Origin of the sequence: Psychrobacter sp. PSP (genome assembly GCF_024085615.1) — a bacterium.
Taxonomy (GTDB): Bacteria; Pseudomonadota; Gammaproteobacteria; order Pseudomonadales; family Moraxellaceae; genus Psychrobacter; species Psychrobacter pacificensis.
The window spans coordinates 1-16,228 of record NZ_JABLTF010000013.1 but is presented as its reverse complement, the minus strand read 5'-3'; the positions used below and the strand labels follow the sequence as shown (position 1 = coordinate 16,228).

The following is a 16,228-nucleotide window of genomic DNA, read 5'->3' as shown; positions in this document are numbered from 1 at the left end:
ATAAAAGTAGTATTAGAGCATCGCGCTCATACTAATTGAACGATGCTAGTGCCGCTGTGAGTATAACAAATCTATCGTAAATATGGGTGGTCGTGACGCACAAAATCACAAAACTAGGGATGGCAACGCATAACACAATAGTAACCTGATTGTTTTCTGTTAAAATAGCTTGGCTCGCTAAAAAACGTCTATTTTTTAGCGAAAATGCTTTTAAAGAAGCCAATACCAGCGCGCTGTCTTTGTCACAATAGTATCCACAGAAAATATTTGTAGATAGCTATTTGATAGTTTTCTTATGACAACGCGCTCAGTGCAAGTCTCCCATACATGACCGCAGGATAGCTTTATTATGTCTTTATGCTCAAGTATTTTTTATAAGCGACTGACGTATCTGATGCTCAGTGCTACGGCCAGCACAGTGCTCCTTTTGAGTGGCTGTAGTGATAGCAGTGATGCTCAGGCAGATACTGAGGTCGCGGCAACCGATTTATCTGTGTTTGCAGGCTGTTATACAGTGAGTCAAGACGAGCCTGCGCAAATAAAGATTAGCCAACAAGAAGGCGCTTGGGTGATGCAGATGAAAGAGCCTGCAAGTGCTAAGCGTGTGTGGGATGAGCCTGAAGCGTTAGAAGTGATTAAAAATAGTGATATACCGCAGTTTTTCTCTATTGATCCAGATAATGTCGATGCGGTGATCGGGCGTCCTGATCGAGTGCTAGTATTGGCGCATGTCAAGCCTGCCTATGCCAATATCGACCCACTCTTAGACAGTGAGTATCTGTCTTATATTTACCGAGGTGCTAACACCATCTATCGAGTAGAGTGTGACGACATCAATACCGATATATTGGCCAATCCACATGCCAACGTCATTATCGATAATGTGAATGAGAGTAGTTAGATAAGTATTGCTCATAAGTAGCATAAATATCGTTGATGATCAATTGTATTTGTCCAAAACGATCTTGCTACAAGCCTTTAAATCAGTAGAGTCAAGCTATATGAATTTTTTTAGTTATGTTGTGTTAGGTGGGTTTTCTTATGCCGCGGGTTGGGCGATAAGAACGTATGTATTAGAAAAGCAGCCGAAGACTGACCAACCTTATAATCTCAAGCATCCTGCTATTTTGGCGTACTTGGCTGGGTTTTTTATCGTTATGCTGATTGTTTCGTGGTTGATTGGTCGCTATATTTTAGGTCATGTGGTGATTGACTTACCGTTTATCATCGTCAACAGCCTCGTAGCAACTTTCGTGTACTCGTTTGGCCTCAATCCAGAAAAAGCGAGCTACGATGTGCCGAATTAAAATCTGACGTTTGGAGGTTTAACCGTTCAGCGTCAGATTGATTAAAGCAACAAAAAAGCCACAACCAAGTGAGTGGCTGTGGCTTTTTTTAAACTGCTAATTATCGGTTAAGACATAACTAGTTACGAAGCCTTTTTGAGATCAGTACTGGTTTCATTGTCATCTTCTTCATCAGTGCTGCTTTTATCATGACTGATCTTGTCTGTGTGTTTGTCATTTTCCGATGTGCTTTTGGCATCCGCTTGTTCTTGTTTCCATACTTTATATTTTTGCAAATCTTTTCTGACTTGTTTTAAACAAAATTTAAGTACAAGTGCGTCATCGATATAACCGATAAACGGAATAGAGTCTGGGATAAGGTCAATAGGATTTATTGTGTATATTGCCCCAATCACACCAGCTGAAATGGTTCTAAAAGGAATCTTGCGATAATCCCCTTTGTAATAGTCTTTGATTAGACTCATAAATAGCATCAAATCATCGCTAAAAGGTTCAAGATAACTATTGTCTTCTAGCTTTTCTTTAAGTTTGTCTTCTTTTCCAATCAAGTATTTCAAATTAGAAAAGAGTGTTTTTTCTTTATCATTTTTCTTGGTAAACATAATTGTTGCCTTTATTTTTGTGCGATGAATTTGTATCTACAGTAACAAACATACTCGCCCCATGTTGTATGTCTCGGTAGCGAAAAAGTAAATATAGGTAAAGGCTTGGGTAACTTGACTGCTGGCAAGATGCGTTACAATGTTTGAGTATGACGGCTTCATTTGTGATGTGCGCTACTGCAAAAGATGACAATGTATAAATCATAAAAACAAAAATGTATAGGTAGTAACAACGTATGGGTTCAAAAATACCGTCCATCCAGCAATCAATAGAAGATAAAAACCTACAGTCAAACCTAGCTGATGAGCTTAATGTTGGCCTAAACCGTCGACAGTTTTTGCACCGAATAGGTGTTGGCGCAGGTGCTGCGGCATTAGCAGCGCAAAGTATTCCTCACGCATTGGCTGCCAGCCTCATTGAGGCAGATAATAGCTCGCAGCTGACCAAAGACGATCTGCCGACTGCATTGTTGGATGAGCGCTCAGCGCAAACCTCTCTAATAACAAGCTGCACTACGCCCACGATTGAGACCAGACTGTTTGCCAGCTCCAATGTGGGCGGCAGTGATGAGCGCAATCAGTTGGCATTAGATCGCATGAGCTGTGCTGGGTTTAAAATAAGTAATCCCGATATTACCAATCGTCAATATTTGCGCTTTGCAGGTACGGACTCGCAGCGTGCCAGTGACTTCCAAAACCTCGCGACCGGAGCGATAGCAGCGCCAAAACTGCTTTTGGGTGTGCGCGGTGGTTATGGTGCGATGCGTATATTACCCATGGTTGATTGGACGACGCTTGGGCGTATTATGAAAGAGCGCGGCACAATACTCGCAGGGTTCAGTGATGTGACTGCGATCCAATGTGCGCTATTGGCGAAAGGGTCTATGAGTTCACTTGCGGCACCGATGCTTTATAGCGAGTTTGGCAAAACTGTGCCTGATAAGGTCAGCTGTCGCCAGTTCGCTGAGGCCTTAACCAATCCCAACCTCACGATCACCATACAAGATGCGTCTTTAACCAGTCAGCAATTGCCTACCATACTCACAGCGGGCGAGTCCAAAGTGCTCACTGGTACGATTTGGGGTGGTAACCTAAGCGTGGTCTCTGCGCTGGCAGGTAGCGAGTATTTACCGCGCATTGAGGGCGGTATTGTGTTTTTAGAGGATGTGGGCGAGCAGGCGTATCGTATTGAGCGTATGCTGTATGATTTGTATTTAGCGGGAGTGTTTAAAGGTCAACAAGCGATTGTGTTTGGGGCGTTGTCTGGTTCAGGTGAGGACAGCTATGACAAGCGTTATGATGTTGCCACAGTGATTCGTCAATTACATAAGCTGACTGGATTACCAATTTATAGTGGCTTGCGATTTGGTCATATTGGCAAAAAACACAGCTTTCCGCTTGGCGCAATGTGTCAACTGACGCCCAATACATCAGGCGGCTACCAGTTGTCCTTTAGCGATTATCCAATCATCAAGGCGGATGCTATCCATGTCGAAGGCCTATGGCAGAATATGTAAACATGCATGACCACTAACTAACAGACTCTAAATCGCCAGCCGTGAAAACTTATCTTGATATTCCTTAGGCGTCAACTCTGTTGCCCGTTTGAACAGGCGTGTGAACGAAGAGATATCATCATAGCCGACTTGATCGGCAAGAGACTTGATACTCACATCTCCCAATTCGAGCAAGCGCTTGGCTTGCTCAATTCTGACGGCCTGAATATATTCAACGGGTCGCATCGCGACGCTGGCCTGAAAGCGTCTATTCAAAGTGCGCGGAGTGATATTTGCCATGGCAGCTAGGCTGCTGACTTGTATGGGCTGACGAAAGTTTTGCTCGATAAATTCTTGGACTTGTTTGACCAACTGATCGGAATGCGGCTTATGCAAAGTCACGTTGGTATAGCTATTCTGATTGCCTCGTTTGCTATCAATAATCTGAGTTTTTGCCACTTGTGTAGAGATCTCTCGCCCGCAGTAGCGCTCTATTAATAATAGCCCCAAATCATAAAAGGCGCTGCCGCCTGCTGCACAAAATATACTACCCAGCACATCGCTTGCATGAGTGACAAACTGGTTCTCTTGTAAGTCCACCAGTGGAAAGTCTGCCTTAAATTTATTGGCATAGCCCCAATGGGTGGTGGCGACTTTATGATCTAATAGCCCTGCCTCCGCCAAGAAAAAAGCTCCGCTACAGTTGCTGGCAATATCCGCGTTGGTATTCGCCAGTCGCTTTAGGTGGGGTAGTAGCCCATTATTTTGCTTCAATACCTTATCAATAGAGTCGCCAATGGTGGGCACCAGCAACAAGTCGCACTCCGTGACATCTTGGATATCGCAGTGCGCTCGCATCATTAAGCGGTTGCTACATCTGATATCACCGCCGCCTAAGCTTGCGATTTGCACCTTAAACCTAGGCTCTACCGCTTCATTTGAAAATCGCTGCCAGCTGACCCCTGTAAATGAAAATAAATCTAAGGCACCAGCGAGCACGCTACCAAGCACACCATCGAAGCCAAGAACGATTACATTAAATGGTTTGAAATAGGGCATCAGTTACTCGCATCTGTTATTTTTCTCACTAATCATAACGTCCATAGGAGAAATTATTTCCAAATTTATGTCACATTTGACCATGATTATGTCATAAATGACAATACGGCAGTGCGCTAATTTAGATTAATATCAATTGATAAGCATTAACCCCCTTTGTGTTGCCTGACTCAATGATGCCGTAAATATCATAGATAGGGTCATGACAGAGGGTAATAATACAAACGGATTTGCCTGATTTACGATCGTTACATGTAATCAAAAGAAACTAAAAGAGACGACTATGGCCACAGATACCCTTATCAACGACTTTGAGTTACCGTTCCAGCTGTACGATGTGCTAGGAACACAAACCCTCACTGAGCACGCAAAGTTCTCAGAGCACAGCCGCGAGACCTTTGATGCGGTATTAGATACCGCAAATAAGATCGCAACGGATTTATTTTTGCCGCACAATCACTTGGCAGACAAGAATGAGCCGCAGTTCGATGGCAAAAAAGTCAGCATGATAAGCGATGTCAAAGTCGCTTTTGATGCGTTTCGTGACTCAGGTTTTATCGCTGGTCGTTACAGTTTTGAAGACGGTGGTATGCAGCTGCCTGAGACAATCATGACCGCGGTGGCAGGCTATTTTATGGCAGCCAACCCGTCGACGACCGCCTATCCATTTTTGACCACTGCAGCCATCAATGTCATTTCTCACTTTGCCAGTGATGATATCAAAGCCGCCTTTATGCCGCGTATGCTAACAGGCGAGTTCACTGGAACCATGGCGCTGACAGAGCCGCATGCAGGCTCGTCACTTGCTGACATCAAGACCACCGCTGTCAAACAAGACGACGGCTCGTACCGCATCAAAGGCAGCAAGATTTATATCTCAGCAGGGGACCATGAACTGTCTGACAATATCGTGCATTTAGTATTGGCCAAGATTCCAGGTGGCCCTAGTGGGGTAAAAGGCATCTCCTTATTTGCGGTGCCAAAGTACCGTTTGAACGATGATATGTCTGTCGGCGAGCGCAATGACGTGCATCTGACAGGACTGATTCATAAACTTGGCTATCGAGGGGCAACCTCGACGGCATTGAGCTTTGGTGACGCGGGCGATTGTTACGGCTACCTGATCGGTGATGAGCATTTTGGCCTGCGTTATATGTTCAAGATGATGAACGAGGCACGTATTGCGGTTGGGTTTGGCGCGGCGATGATTGGCTATCGCGGTTATCAGTATTCGCTCGATTACGCCAAAGATCGTACGCAGGGGCGCATTGCACCGAACAATAAACCTGAAGATGATGCGACTGCTATCATCCAGCATGGTGACGTAAAGCGTATGCTATTGGCACAAAAAGCCTATTCTGAAGGCGGTATTTCCTTGTGCTTATACGGCTCAAACCTAATTGACCGTATCAATACTTGCGAAGACGACACCCTAAAGAATGAGTTGACCGAATTGTTAGACCTCCTTACGCCCGTACTAAAAGCATGGCCGTCTGAATATGGGCCAAAAGCCAATGACTTGGGTATTCAAGTATTGGGCGGTGCTGGTTATACGCGTGAATATCATGCTGAGCAGTTTTGGCGTGACAATCGTCTCAATCCTATCCATGAAGGGACTAATGGCGTACAGGCATTGGATTTGTCATTCCGTAAGTTATGGCAAAAAGGTGGTCTTGGTATTCAAATATTAAAGCGTGAAATCACGCAAGATCTAGAAAATATCACCACGCCTGAGACTGCGGCACTCGCGGGTAAATTAACGCCTTACATGGGTCAGCTGCATGAAGTGCTGGTGCATCTAAGCAAAGTGTTGCAGACAGAAGAAGCCATTACGCTTACTGGTAACGCCCAAGCGCTGATGAATATTTTTGCCTCGATCGTGTTGAGCTGGATTTGGATTCGCCAAGCCAGTAAAGCTGAGCAGCTATTAAGCACGACGCAAGATATTGAGCAACAAAACTTTTATAAAGGCAAGATACAAGCGGCGAAGTACTTCATCGATTGGGAACTACCGTTGATTAACCGTGATATAGCCATTTTAAACAATGACAACGCTGTTTGCACCGACATGCAGGCAGACTGGTTCTAAGAACAACGCTAAGGAAAGAGCAATGACAACCATAAATAGACAATGGCGACTAAAAACAAGACCAGTTGGCGCACCAAGCACTGAGACTTGGGATTATACTGAGACAGAAATACCGACTATCACCGATGGTCAATTACTGATTAAAATTGATTATATCTCGATAGATCCTGCAATGCGTGGCTGGCTAAATGATGCCAAATCATATATCAAACCTGTCCAGATTGGGGAAGTCATGCGTGCCGGTACGGTGGGCGAGGTGATTGAAAGTAAGCATGAGAAATTTGCCGTTGGGGATTATGTCGCAGGTCACGATGGCGTGCAGTCATATGCGGTCAGTGACGGCACAGGATTGCATAAAGTTGATCCAAATCTTGCACCGCTACCTTATTATTTAGGCGTACTTGGGATGCCGGGCATGACAGGGTATTTTGGTTTGCTCAAAACAGGCCAACCAAAAGCAGGCGAGACCGTTGTGGTATCAGGTGCTGCGGGTGCCGTTGGTAGTTTGGTCGGTCAGATTGCCAAAATCAAAGGCTGCCGCGTCGTTGGTATTGCAGGCGGTAGCGAGAAATGCAAATTCTTAGTTGATGAGCTTGGGTTTGATGCAACGATCGATTATAAAAACGAAAACGTCAAAAAAGCCTTGAAGCAAACTTGTCCAAATGGCGTCGATGTCTATTTTGATAACGTTGGCGGTGACATTTTAAATGACGTACTTACTCAAATAAACCTACATGCGCGTATCGTCATCTGCGGTGCGATCAGTCAATACAACAACACGGAAGCCGTCAAAGGCCCATCGAACTATTTATCACTCCTGGTCAACCGCGCCCGTATGGAAGGCATTGTGGTGTTTGATAATATCAAAGAATATCCAATCGCCATGAAAGAGATTGCAGGCTGGATTCAGTCAGGCGACATCAAAGTAAAAGATCATATCGTTAAGGGGATTGAGACATTCCCTGATACGCTTATGATGCTCTTTAACGGTGAAAACTTCGGCAAACTGGTACTTAAAGTAGAGGAATAACTCATGACACTGAATACAAACGGAATTGCATCAGATGTAACGGGTAAGCGTATTTTGATCACAGGCGGCGCATCAGGCATTGGTGCGGCAAGCGCGCTGCTACTGGCCAGTCGCGGCGCAAAAGTCGTGATCGGTGATATGGCAGAAGAGATGGGTGAGTCTGTTGCCCAGCAAGGCCGAGATGTGGGCAACAGTATCGTCTTCAAAAAAGTAGACGTGACCAGTGGTGATGAAGTGCGTGCGTTGTTTGACTTTGCGGTAGAGACGCTAGGCGGTCTAGATGTGGTGGTCAATAACGCGGGTATCGACCACAAGCCTTCGCCCATGCATGAGCTGAGTGATGAGGACTTTGATCGCAATATCGCCGTCAATCTAAAAGGGGTCTGGCACTGCATGCGTGCCGCTGTCAATTGTATGATACCGAATGGCGGTGGTCATGTAATCAATGTGGCGTCTATCGCTGGTCTGCGTTCTGCGCCCATGTTATCGGCTTACAGTGCCGCCAAACATGGCGTGATGGGTCTGACCAAGTCGGCAGCCCACGAGTACGCCCGCGCCAATATCCGTTTTAATGCAGTCTGTCCAAGCTTTATTGATACGCCAATGGTACGCAATACCATGGCAGCCATGAATGAACGCGCACAGCAAGCAACCGTCAAAGCCAGTCCGCTGCGCCGTTTGGGTGAGGTGGACGAGGTGTCTGCCGCGATTGCATGGCTCGCTAGCGACGAGAGCAGCTTTATGAATGGCCATGCCTTTACCTTGGATGGCGGCATGTTGGCATAATTTGTGCGAAAAACGTCTAGAATATTTAAAACTATAAGGAATAGTGATGAAGGATTTATTTGATTTAACCGGTAAAATTGCCCTAGTGACAGGTGCGAGCCGCGGTATTGGAGAGTCTATTGCTCGTCTGCTGGCCTCAAGAGGGGCACACGTGATTGTCTCTAGCCGCAAAATCGATGCTTGCCAAGCAGTCGCAGATAGCATCAAATCTGACGGTCATAAAGCCAGTGCCTTTGCCTGTCATGTGGGAGATATGGAGCAAATTGACGCGATTTTTGAGCATATTAAAAGTGAGTTTGGTCAAATTGATATCTTGGTCAATAACGCTGCAGCCAACCCGTATTATGGCCATATTTTAGATACAGACTTAGCCGCTTTTGATAAAACGGTGGAGGTCAACATTCGTGGTTACTTCTTTATGTCAACAGCCGCTGGCAAAATGATGAAAGAGCAAGGCGGCGGTGTTATATTGAATACCGCGTCAGTCAATGGACTGGTGGCAGGTGATAAGCAAGGCATTTACTCAATCACTAAAGCGGCAGTTATTAGCATGACCAAGGCCTTTGCCAAAGAATGTGGTCCACTTAATATCCGTGTGAATGCGTTATTACCAGGCCTGACGGATACCAAGTTTGCCTCAGCGCTAACGACCAATGATAAGGTCTTAAAAATGGCGCTACATTCGATCCCGCTAGGGCGAGTGGCAGAGCCTGATGAAATGGCAGGTACGGTGCTGTATCTGGTGTCGGACGCTTCAAGCTATACCACAGGCGCGACTATCGTTGTCGATGGTGGTATGCTGGCTTAATTAGCTAATCTATAAGACATAGGTTAGATAAGAAAGTAATTGTTTAAAACTGCATGAGATAAATTTTCATGCGGTTTTTTTGTTTTCATTTTTAATGAATTGCATAGCTACTCTTCCTACTTTGTCATTGAATAGACTATTAGTGCGAAGTAAAAATGGGCTATACCGTGGCATAATTAATTTAAATAACCAAAAGGAGTCAAATATGGACTCATTGACCAATCATAAAATAAATACTATTTCTCAAAATAAAACATGGCTATTTGTGCCAGCGACTCGCATCGATAGGATAGAAAAAGCCTTTGCTAGTGGCGCAGATGCCGTGATTGTGGATTTAGAAGATGCCGTTGCCAAGCAAGACAAAGCGGCGGCTCGAGACGCATTAAAAAACTACTACGATGAGCAAAATGCAAAGCAAACTTATCGGCCCATTTGGCTGCGTATCAATCAAGCGGGTAGTGAGGAGTTTTTCAAAGACATCGTGCTTTGTCAGAGAATGCCTAACTTGGCTGGTGTGTTATTGGCTAAGGCCGAGCGCGCCGAAGATATCGACAGCATACATCAGCTGACAGGTTTACCTGTAATCGCTTTGATAGAGAGTGCCATCGGGCTATACCAAATCGATAGCATGGCAAAAGCAGTAGGTTTGGCCGCTTTTAGCTATGGGTTTTTGGATCTGTGTAATGATCTACAAGTACAAGTAGGGACGCCATCAGCCGAGATAGTTGCCAATCAGATTCGCTATCAGCTTATTTTGACCTCAAAAGTACATCAGCTATCGCCGCCAATCGATACGATTTATCCTGATTTTAAAGATGAGTCAGGGTTAAGTAATCGAGTAAATTTGTGGTCACAAATGGGTATGGCAGGGATGTTATGCATTCATTCTAAGCAAGTTGCCACTGTGCAACAAGCCTTGCAGCCGATAGACAAAGCGCTTGCGTTTGCAACGCGGGTGATAGAAGAGTATGAGAAAAGCGGGCAAGCGGTGTTTAAAATAGATGGCGAGATGGTCGATGCGCCAGTGATTGCGCGCAGTCGTCAACTTTTGGAGAAGCAGCGGTTATTAGCAAAGTAGCAGGCAAAGCTATAATGCTTTATTATGAGCCATATCTACTCGTATATAAAAGCACATTATGATTTTTATCAATAACCAGATTAGCCTCAATGATAATGAGGTAGAGATTAGTGCCATACGCGCACAAGGCGCAGGCGGGCAGAATGTCAATAAAGTCTCCTCTGCCATCCATCTACGTTTTAATATTCACACCTCAAGCCTAAGCGATGCGTACAAACAACGATTGCTAGACAGTAAAGACAGCCGTATCACCAAAGAGGGCGTACTTATCATTAAAGCACAGCAGTTTCGTACGCAAGAGCGCAATAAAATCGATGCGCTTGAACGGCTGCAAAGCTTTATCAATAAAGCCACGCATGTCAATAAAACCAGACGGCCCACCAAACCAAGTCGGAATGCCAAACGCAAACGGGTGGATCAAAAAACCCAGCGCGGCAAAACCAAAGCTTTACGCGGTAAAGTAGATTTCTAGAGAATTTGTGATACTAGCTTTTGTCATTGAGAGGTTTTGCGACACAACAGCTATACAGCAAAAGTCATCGTAGATTATGGCGGTTTTTGAGTTTATAGTGGTATAGGCGAGAAATTATCACCTATACCGTTATGCTAGATTAAATAGTTATTTAGAATGCGCCATTAAGTCCAATAAATAGGATGGTTGAGTCATCGTCATCACCTTGTGAATGTGTGACACCAGCATTAGCGTTTAATAGACCAAAGCTTCTAGACACTCCAAGTGTCATGGCAACGTTATCATCATCAGTTTCGACCATAGGTGTCTCAAAACTAATATTAGATAGCGTATTCAAACTTGCTGTTACCGCTTTGCGATTGTCACTCAGCTGCTTTTGATAATGAATATCACCAAATAAGTTGAGGTTCTCCATCAAGGTATGATTGGCTTTGATACCAATCTTGCCGTATGTCGTAGAGTACTTCTGCTCATCGAACTGCATGGCAACGCCAGACATCTCTTTTTCTTTGAGTCCGTCAATTTTTACGCGGCTCGCTGTTGCACCGATATAAGGTGTGACGGCAATATTACTTACCTGCAATGGGTAGCCTGCCTGCAGGTTGGCATAATAACGTTTACCATCAGCATTTGACTTGAACTGTTGTTGGTTGCTACCAAGTGTGACAGCACGTGTGACATCGACATCCATGTTGCCAAATCCTGCAGCACCATTTATCTGTAAACCACCAAACTTGTTGCTATGATAGACACCAAAACCAACTTCTCCCAGATCAATATCACTTAAACCTGTGCCGACATCTGAGTTTTCAAAGTCTTTTTGGGTGATGTTACCGTATAAGCCTGTCACGGCATTGGCTGAATTAGGATGAGCAAAATCTACACCAAGTAATACTTGGGTATTATTATCACCATCAAACCCTGCAATGTCTTGATTGGCGACTTCACCGACAGCCCATAGTGTACGGGCAGGTTTTTGCTCACTGCTTTGGATTTGGTTGACGTGTGACTGTAAGCGCTCATTGGTTGCAAGTCCGGTTGTCGTTGCAATATGTGGCAGCACACCGATTAGGCTGGGGGCAGTGACAACAGCATTTGCATAGTCAGCAATCATTTGATGCGCCTGACCGGTCGGGTGAATGCCATCAGCGAAAAAGTAGGTTTCGTTGGCATCAGGTGTTTCTAGATTGCTTGACCCGCAAAATAGTGAGCTATCAGTAACCAAGTCTTCAGTACAGGCTGGCGTGGTCATATTAGTAAATCCATAAGCCGTAGGATTACTAGCGATTTGTTGTAATAAGCTAAAAGTGTCTAGCGGTATGATATTTGCCCCAGTATTTGCTGCAGCACTAAGCATAAATTGATTATATAGACTAGTAGCGCCAGTACTTTGCGCTTGTGCCACAGGCCCTTGATCAATAGCTCTAGGCGTCAGACCGATATCAGGAATATTAGGTACTAAAATGTAGTTTGCGCCATTGTCTTTTAGTGTATTAATTGTTTCGGCCTGGCTCGCTACTGCGCCAAGTATCGTAGCTTGGGCATTAGCAGGATCTTCAGCCGCCGCAAGCAAGTCATTTGCACCTGCCCACACGACATAAAGTCCATTAGGATCTACTTGATTATTATCAATATAATTATTAACTTGGCTATTGGCAGAGGCCACCGGAATACCAAAAGCAGTGACATCTACGCCTGCTCTTGCACCACCAATTGCATAATTATTACCTGTCTGACTACCATCATAAGTATTGGCGACAGCAGTAGTACCTAGTTGTTCAGCGAATGACGCTGCCCATGTATTATCAGGGTTAGTAGTAAATTGACCTGACTCTTCAAGCCCAAACGCACCTTGAGTGAGGGGGCTAAAATATCCGCCATCCGTTAAACTGTCGCCAAAAAAGGTGACACTGTCATAAGCATTTGCGTGATAAATACCAGCGATAGATAGGCTGATGGCAAGCATGCTTTTGTTAAAATTTTTGAGAGTAGTATGACCAACTATGGAGCGAGCGGTATTACGGGGCATAGCGACATCCTTGTCATTAATGTAATAGATTGTCAATGGAGTGTAACTATTTTTTAGAAGGCTAGCAATCATTTTGATTACAACATCAAAAGAATATTGTCTTATTTTTACAACTTTTGTATAGTCAATCAATATTAAAAGTGGTACAAGGCAGACGATTGCAAGTACCACAGTAGTAGGCTAAACGAGTCTAACGCTGTAACACTTCAATAGTGGTTCGACTATATCCTTAGAAGAAATCTAGCAAGCCTTGCAAGGCTGTACTATTACCTAACCATTTTATTACATACATCACTACTTTTAATCCTTCACAAAGCATCGGTATCAATAGATAGATTACACTTAGCCAAGTCGCCGACTCAACTCAGGGAAGCGTTTTATCATAAATAACATTAGGAGCAGAGCGATACTCGCAATAGCCGCGCCGACATAACCCACGCTTGATATCGAGATATGCGTCACTGCATAGCCACCAAACAAAGCGCCTGTTCCAATACCTAAATTGATAATACCTGAGAACATCGCCATCAGCATGTCTTGTGCATTGACATCGACCATGATGACTTTTGCCTGCATTGAGATAATCAGTAGCATGAGTGCCGCGCCCCATAGCAGTGCACTAACACTAAGCGCCCATACCGAGGTCACGACAAACAGCAATGTCAGCATAGAGACAAGTATTAATATCGTAGATACCAGCATCAATTGGGTGTTATATCTATCACCCCAACGACTGAATATCACACTGCCCACAATGCCTGCTGCCCCAAACAGTAGTAGCACAAAAGTAGCTGCGTTTTCGCTGATATTACCGACCTGACGCATAAAGGGTTCTATGTAAGAGTAGGCCGTATAGTGTGCGGTAAAGACGAGCAAGATAAGCAAATATAGACAGACTAGTAAGGGGTTCTTGAGTAGTTCTGGAATCTTTCTAAAAGATCCCTCAAACATACTTGGTAAGGTAGGTAATAGTTTCGCTTGCAAAATAAAGACGACAAGCGCAATGACACCAATGCCGCCAAATGTCGCGCGCCAACCAAACCATTGACCAACCAACCGTCCCAACGGCACACCGAGTACCATTGCAAGCGACGTCCCAGTTGCGAGCACACTCAGCGCCATGGCTTTCTTGCCTTCGGGTGCCACACGTATGGCGATTGCTGCTGTAATGGACCAAAATATCGCATGCGACAGCGCAACCCCAACTCGGCTAATGAGCAGTACATCAAAGCTCCATGCAAATACAGATAGCATATGACTGGCAATAAAGACGGCAAACAGTCCTAAGAGTAACCGTTTGCGCTCAAATCGACTGGTCAATAGCATCAGCGGCAATGACATCGCTGCCACAATCCAAGCATAGAGCGTCAACATCCAGCCCGTTTCTGCTGTGGTAATAGAGAAATCTTGGGCGATATCGCTCAATAGCGCCACAGGGACAAATTCTGTGGTGTTCATAATAAAGGCACTAACGCCCATCAAAAATACTTGAAAATACTGAGTTCGGCGAGCGTTCGCGCTCGCCTCAAGGTTATGTGTCATAAAATCCAATACAAAGCAGGTGCTAGGGCGTGTCCCTAATTCAAACGTTTATCACTAAATGGGCTAAAAATGGCTAAATCTTTGACAAACGGCGTCAAATAGCTAGTCAATATCTCGATATTAGCCAGCTACTTTCCTTGTTTGTCTGCGATTTATATTATCTTTATCACCATTTTTAAAATAGGGACACGCCCTAATACAGCGGGTGACAAGTCAAGGTGGGGCAGGTATTCTTGGAATACAAGCGTCGCGAGGCAAGATAGCAAGCCAAAGTCGATTGTAAAAGATGTTTTTTGATAAGGATTGTTAACCTAAAGCTCAGCATGAAAGGCCTAGGAAAAGAGAGTTAATAAAAATACGCAATAGATATAGGAAAATAAAACTCAATATTAGGGCGTGTTGAACATTTGCAAATAGGCACTGCTGATCGCTAAAATGGTTCCAGACAAGGCACAAAGCGACGATAATGCAGATGCCTTAGCGAGATTTGTAACGCAGTATGGGGCAATTTTAGCATCAGCCCCAACGATAAAAGCAGGGGACAGGACTCTTTTTTGCCGCTTCATCGTAAAAAATAAGCGCTTAGAGTGACTAAACTTATTATTTTTAACATCGAGTCGCCTAAAAAATAGTCGCTGTCAGTGCCATGGTCGAATGTTCAACACGCCCTAGTTTTTTTAATCTAAAAACCTAACCATTTACTATTGAAAAATAGACTTCTTGCATAAGTCATCGTCAGCCCTTGTAACTCCGTCAGTGGAAGTCAATGAACTGGTACTTTTGCAAGAGTTCTAATAAGTAAACATATCGGTATTTATTTTCTGCTATCTGTTGTGCTATCATCATTGAACGATCTATCGTGGGTTTAACAGTTTTGTTATTGCCGTCCGTGACAACCGTTTCATGGCAGCGTAATAAACCTTGCAACTTCCAGCACGATATAAAATAACCTTGGTAAAGCGCATGAGCCTGTACTCCGACAACCTCATTTGTGCCTGATTTTTTGCCCATTTGGGCGTATATCAACCTTTTTCGTCGGAGTTATAGGAGTCTAAGGTGTTCAATATCATGAGCCACATTGCCAACCAATCTCAATATACCCGCCGTTATCACCCACGCCATCTCTTAGCACAATATGCGATCAATCAGATAGCCACACTTGAGCTACGTTCGCAAGATATTGTCAGCGCCATGGGTTATCCTATCAAGCATACCATTCCTGCCTGTGACCGCCTGCGCCATGTACTGTCGCATAGGTATCTTGGACTTGATAGCAGCTATATGGACAAATACTTTACCGCTGATGAGTTTTTGGCAAAGCTATTTGTCGTGCTTGAGATACCGTATCAACCATTCGCAGAAGATATTGCTCAGATTAAAAATGACTTGACGAACCACTCTAATACGCTACCTAAATATAGCTTACGAGCGCAAGTGGATTTTACCTTTACGAGTGTCGATAATTGGGTGTCTCGTGGTAATGCTGCACGTTTGGCTCACATACCTCTCCCAGATGGATTTGCCAAATTAGACGATGCTCAACGTAAATCAGTGATTCAAGACAGCATCTGCGAGCATTATCAGCAGTATGAGGGCAGTTTGCCATACGATGGTGTTATCAAAGGTTATCGACTGACGATTGAACAAAACAACCATGTGGTTGATCATGCAGATTATGGCTTACCAAAATCCAGCAGTATCTAAAATGCTGTGAGTATATGAAGAGTATAATAATCTAAGCTCATCGACTAAGAAGCCTTAGTATAAATTAGAAGACTCAGTATAAAAAAGCCTCACTTTATCTGAACTGCCCCCCATAAGTTGGACACAACTTATGGGGTATTTTTATGCGCTACGATCTAGACTTTAAGCTTGAAGTCATCGCATACTATATGCAAGGACATACTGGTCGTGCTACAGCTGAGGAATT

At 44.3% G+C, this 16,228-nt stretch carries 14 protein-coding genes; 10 read left to right on the top strand and 4 right to left on the bottom strand.

Annotated features, from left to right (window positions below; genetic code table 11):
* Positions 1–346 precede the first annotated feature (346 nt).
* Together HL061_RS03275 and HL061_RS03270 are read left to right on the top strand one after the other, a co-directional pair.
* A complete protein-coding gene (locus tag HL061_RS03275) occupies positions 347–901 on the top strand; it encodes a hypothetical protein (protein ID WP_093068254.1) in 555 nt (184 codons plus the stop codon).
* A gap of 100 nt (positions 902–1,001) precedes the next feature.
* Positions 1,002–1,307, top strand: coding sequence for a hypothetical protein (locus HL061_RS03270; protein ID WP_071003638.1), 306 nt, complete (start codon positions 1,002–1,004; stop codon positions 1,305–1,307).
* A 122-nt stretch (positions 1,308–1,429) separates the two neighbouring features.
* Here the strand turns inward: HL061_RS03270 and HL061_RS03265 are convergent, their stop codons facing one another.
* Positions 1,430–1,909, bottom strand: a complete 480-nt coding sequence (locus HL061_RS03265) for a DUF1232 domain-containing protein (protein ID WP_240366239.1) — start codon at positions 1,907–1,909, stop codon at positions 1,430–1,432.
* A gap of 236 nt (positions 1,910–2,145) precedes the next feature.
* Here HL061_RS03265 and HL061_RS03260 point away from each other — a divergent pair, with 236 nt between their 5' ends.
* Positions 2,146–3,426 (top strand): LD-carboxypeptidase, encoded by a 1,281-nt coding sequence (locus tag HL061_RS03260; protein WP_252962523.1) that lies wholly within the window; start codon positions 2,146–2,148, stop codon positions 3,424–3,426.
* A 27-nt stretch (positions 3,427–3,453) separates the two neighbouring features.
* Here HL061_RS03260 and HL061_RS03255 read toward each other — a convergent pair whose 3' ends face one another.
* On the bottom strand, positions 3,454–4,464 hold the full coding sequence (locus HL061_RS03255; RefSeq protein WP_252962522.1) for a helix-turn-helix domain-containing protein: 1,011 nt from the start codon (positions 4,462–4,464) through the stop codon (positions 3,454–3,456).
* Between the two features lie 283 nt (positions 4,465–4,747).
* Here HL061_RS03255 and HL061_RS03250 point away from each other — a divergent pair, with 283 nt between their 5' ends.
* From HL061_RS03250 to arfB, 6 genes are all read left to right on the top strand, one after another.
* A complete protein-coding gene (locus HL061_RS03250; RefSeq protein ID WP_093068268.1) occupies positions 4,748–6,553 on the top strand; it encodes an acyl-CoA dehydrogenase in 1,806 nt (601 codons plus the stop codon).
* 22 nt (positions 6,554–6,575) lie between these two features.
* The gene (locus HL061_RS03245) at positions 6,576–7,583 is read left to right on the top strand and encodes an NADP-dependent oxidoreductase (protein WP_071001822.1); all 1,008 of its coding nucleotides are present in this window, start codon (positions 6,576–6,578) and stop codon (positions 7,581–7,583) included.
* 3 nt (positions 7,584–7,586) lie between these two features.
* Positions 7,587–8,369: an SDR family NAD(P)-dependent oxidoreductase gene (locus HL061_RS03240; RefSeq protein ID WP_252962521.1), complete on the top strand. Its 783-nt coding sequence runs from the start codon at positions 7,587–7,589 to the stop codon at positions 8,367–8,369.
* 43 nt (positions 8,370–8,412) lie between these two features.
* Positions 8,413–9,177 carry an SDR family oxidoreductase gene (locus HL061_RS03235; protein WP_223335268.1) on the top strand — a complete coding sequence of 255 codons (765 nt, stop codon included), beginning with the start codon at positions 8,413–8,415 and terminating at the stop codon, positions 9,175–9,177.
* A gap of 205 nt (positions 9,178–9,382) precedes the next feature.
* A complete protein-coding gene (locus tag HL061_RS03230) occupies positions 9,383–10,255 on the top strand; it encodes a CoA ester lyase (protein ID WP_071001819.1) in 873 nt (290 codons plus the stop codon).
* Between the two features lie 58 nt (positions 10,256–10,313).
* Positions 10,314–10,727, top strand: coding sequence for an alternative ribosome rescue aminoacyl-tRNA hydrolase ArfB (gene arfB, locus HL061_RS03225; RefSeq protein ID WP_071001818.1), 414 nt, complete (start codon positions 10,314–10,316; stop codon positions 10,725–10,727).
* A 151-nt stretch (positions 10,728–10,878) separates the two neighbouring features.
* Here the strand turns inward: arfB and HL061_RS03220 are convergent, their stop codons facing one another.
* Together HL061_RS03220 and HL061_RS03215 are read right to left on the bottom strand one after the other, a co-directional pair.
* Positions 10,879–12,756, bottom strand: coding sequence for an autotransporter domain-containing protein (locus HL061_RS03220; protein WP_071001817.1), 1,878 nt, complete (start codon positions 12,754–12,756; stop codon positions 10,879–10,881).
* Positions 12,757–13,098: 342 nt separating this feature from the next.
* Positions 13,099–14,298, bottom strand: coding sequence for a sugar transporter (locus HL061_RS03215; protein WP_071001816.1), 1,200 nt, complete (start codon positions 14,296–14,298; stop codon positions 13,099–13,101).
* Positions 14,299–15,366: 1,068 nt separating this feature from the next.
* Between HL061_RS03215 and HL061_RS03210 the strand changes: the two genes are divergently transcribed.
* Positions 15,367–16,002, top strand: coding sequence for a hypothetical protein (locus HL061_RS03210; RefSeq protein WP_156770965.1), 636 nt, complete (start codon positions 15,367–15,369; stop codon positions 16,000–16,002).
* Positions 16,003–16,228 lie beyond the last annotated feature (226 nt).

Coding starts and splice junctions, on each gene's coding strand:
- HL061_RS03270 (WP_071003638.1), top strand. CDS start 1,002: ATGAATTTTTTTAGTTATGTTGTGTTAGGTGGGTTTTCTTATGCCGCG.
- HL061_RS03265 (WP_240366239.1), bottom strand. CDS start 1,909: ATGTTTACCAAGAAAAATGATAAAGAAAAAACACTCTTTTCTAATTTG.
- HL061_RS03260 (WP_252962523.1), top strand. CDS start 2,146: ATGGGTTCAAAAATACCGTCCATCCAGCAATCAATAGAAGATAAAAAC.
- HL061_RS03255 (WP_252962522.1), bottom strand. CDS start 4,464: ATGCCCTATTTCAAACCATTTAATGTAATCGTTCTTGGCTTCGATGGT.
- HL061_RS03250 (WP_093068268.1), top strand. CDS start 4,748: ATGGCCACAGATACCCTTATCAACGACTTTGAGTTACCGTTCCAGCTG.
- HL061_RS03245 (WP_071001822.1), top strand. CDS start 6,576: ATGACAACCATAAATAGACAATGGCGACTAAAAACAAGACCAGTTGGC.
- HL061_RS03240 (WP_252962521.1), top strand. CDS start 7,587: ATGACACTGAATACAAACGGAATTGCATCAGATGTAACGGGTAAGCGT.
- HL061_RS03230 (WP_071001819.1), top strand. CDS start 9,383: ATGGACTCATTGACCAATCATAAAATAAATACTATTTCTCAAAATAAA.
- arfB (WP_071001818.1), top strand. CDS start 10,314: ATGATTTTTATCAATAACCAGATTAGCCTCAATGATAATGAGGTAGAG.
- HL061_RS03220 (WP_071001817.1), bottom strand. CDS start 12,756: ATGCCCCGTAATACCGCTCGCTCCATAGTTGGTCATACTACTCTCAAA.
- HL061_RS03215 (WP_071001816.1), bottom strand. CDS start 14,298: ATGACACATAACCTTGAGGCGAGCGCGAACGCTCGCCGAACTCAGTAT.
- HL061_RS03210 (WP_156770965.1), top strand. CDS start 15,367: ATGAGCCACATTGCCAACCAATCTCAATATACCCGCCGTTATCACCCA.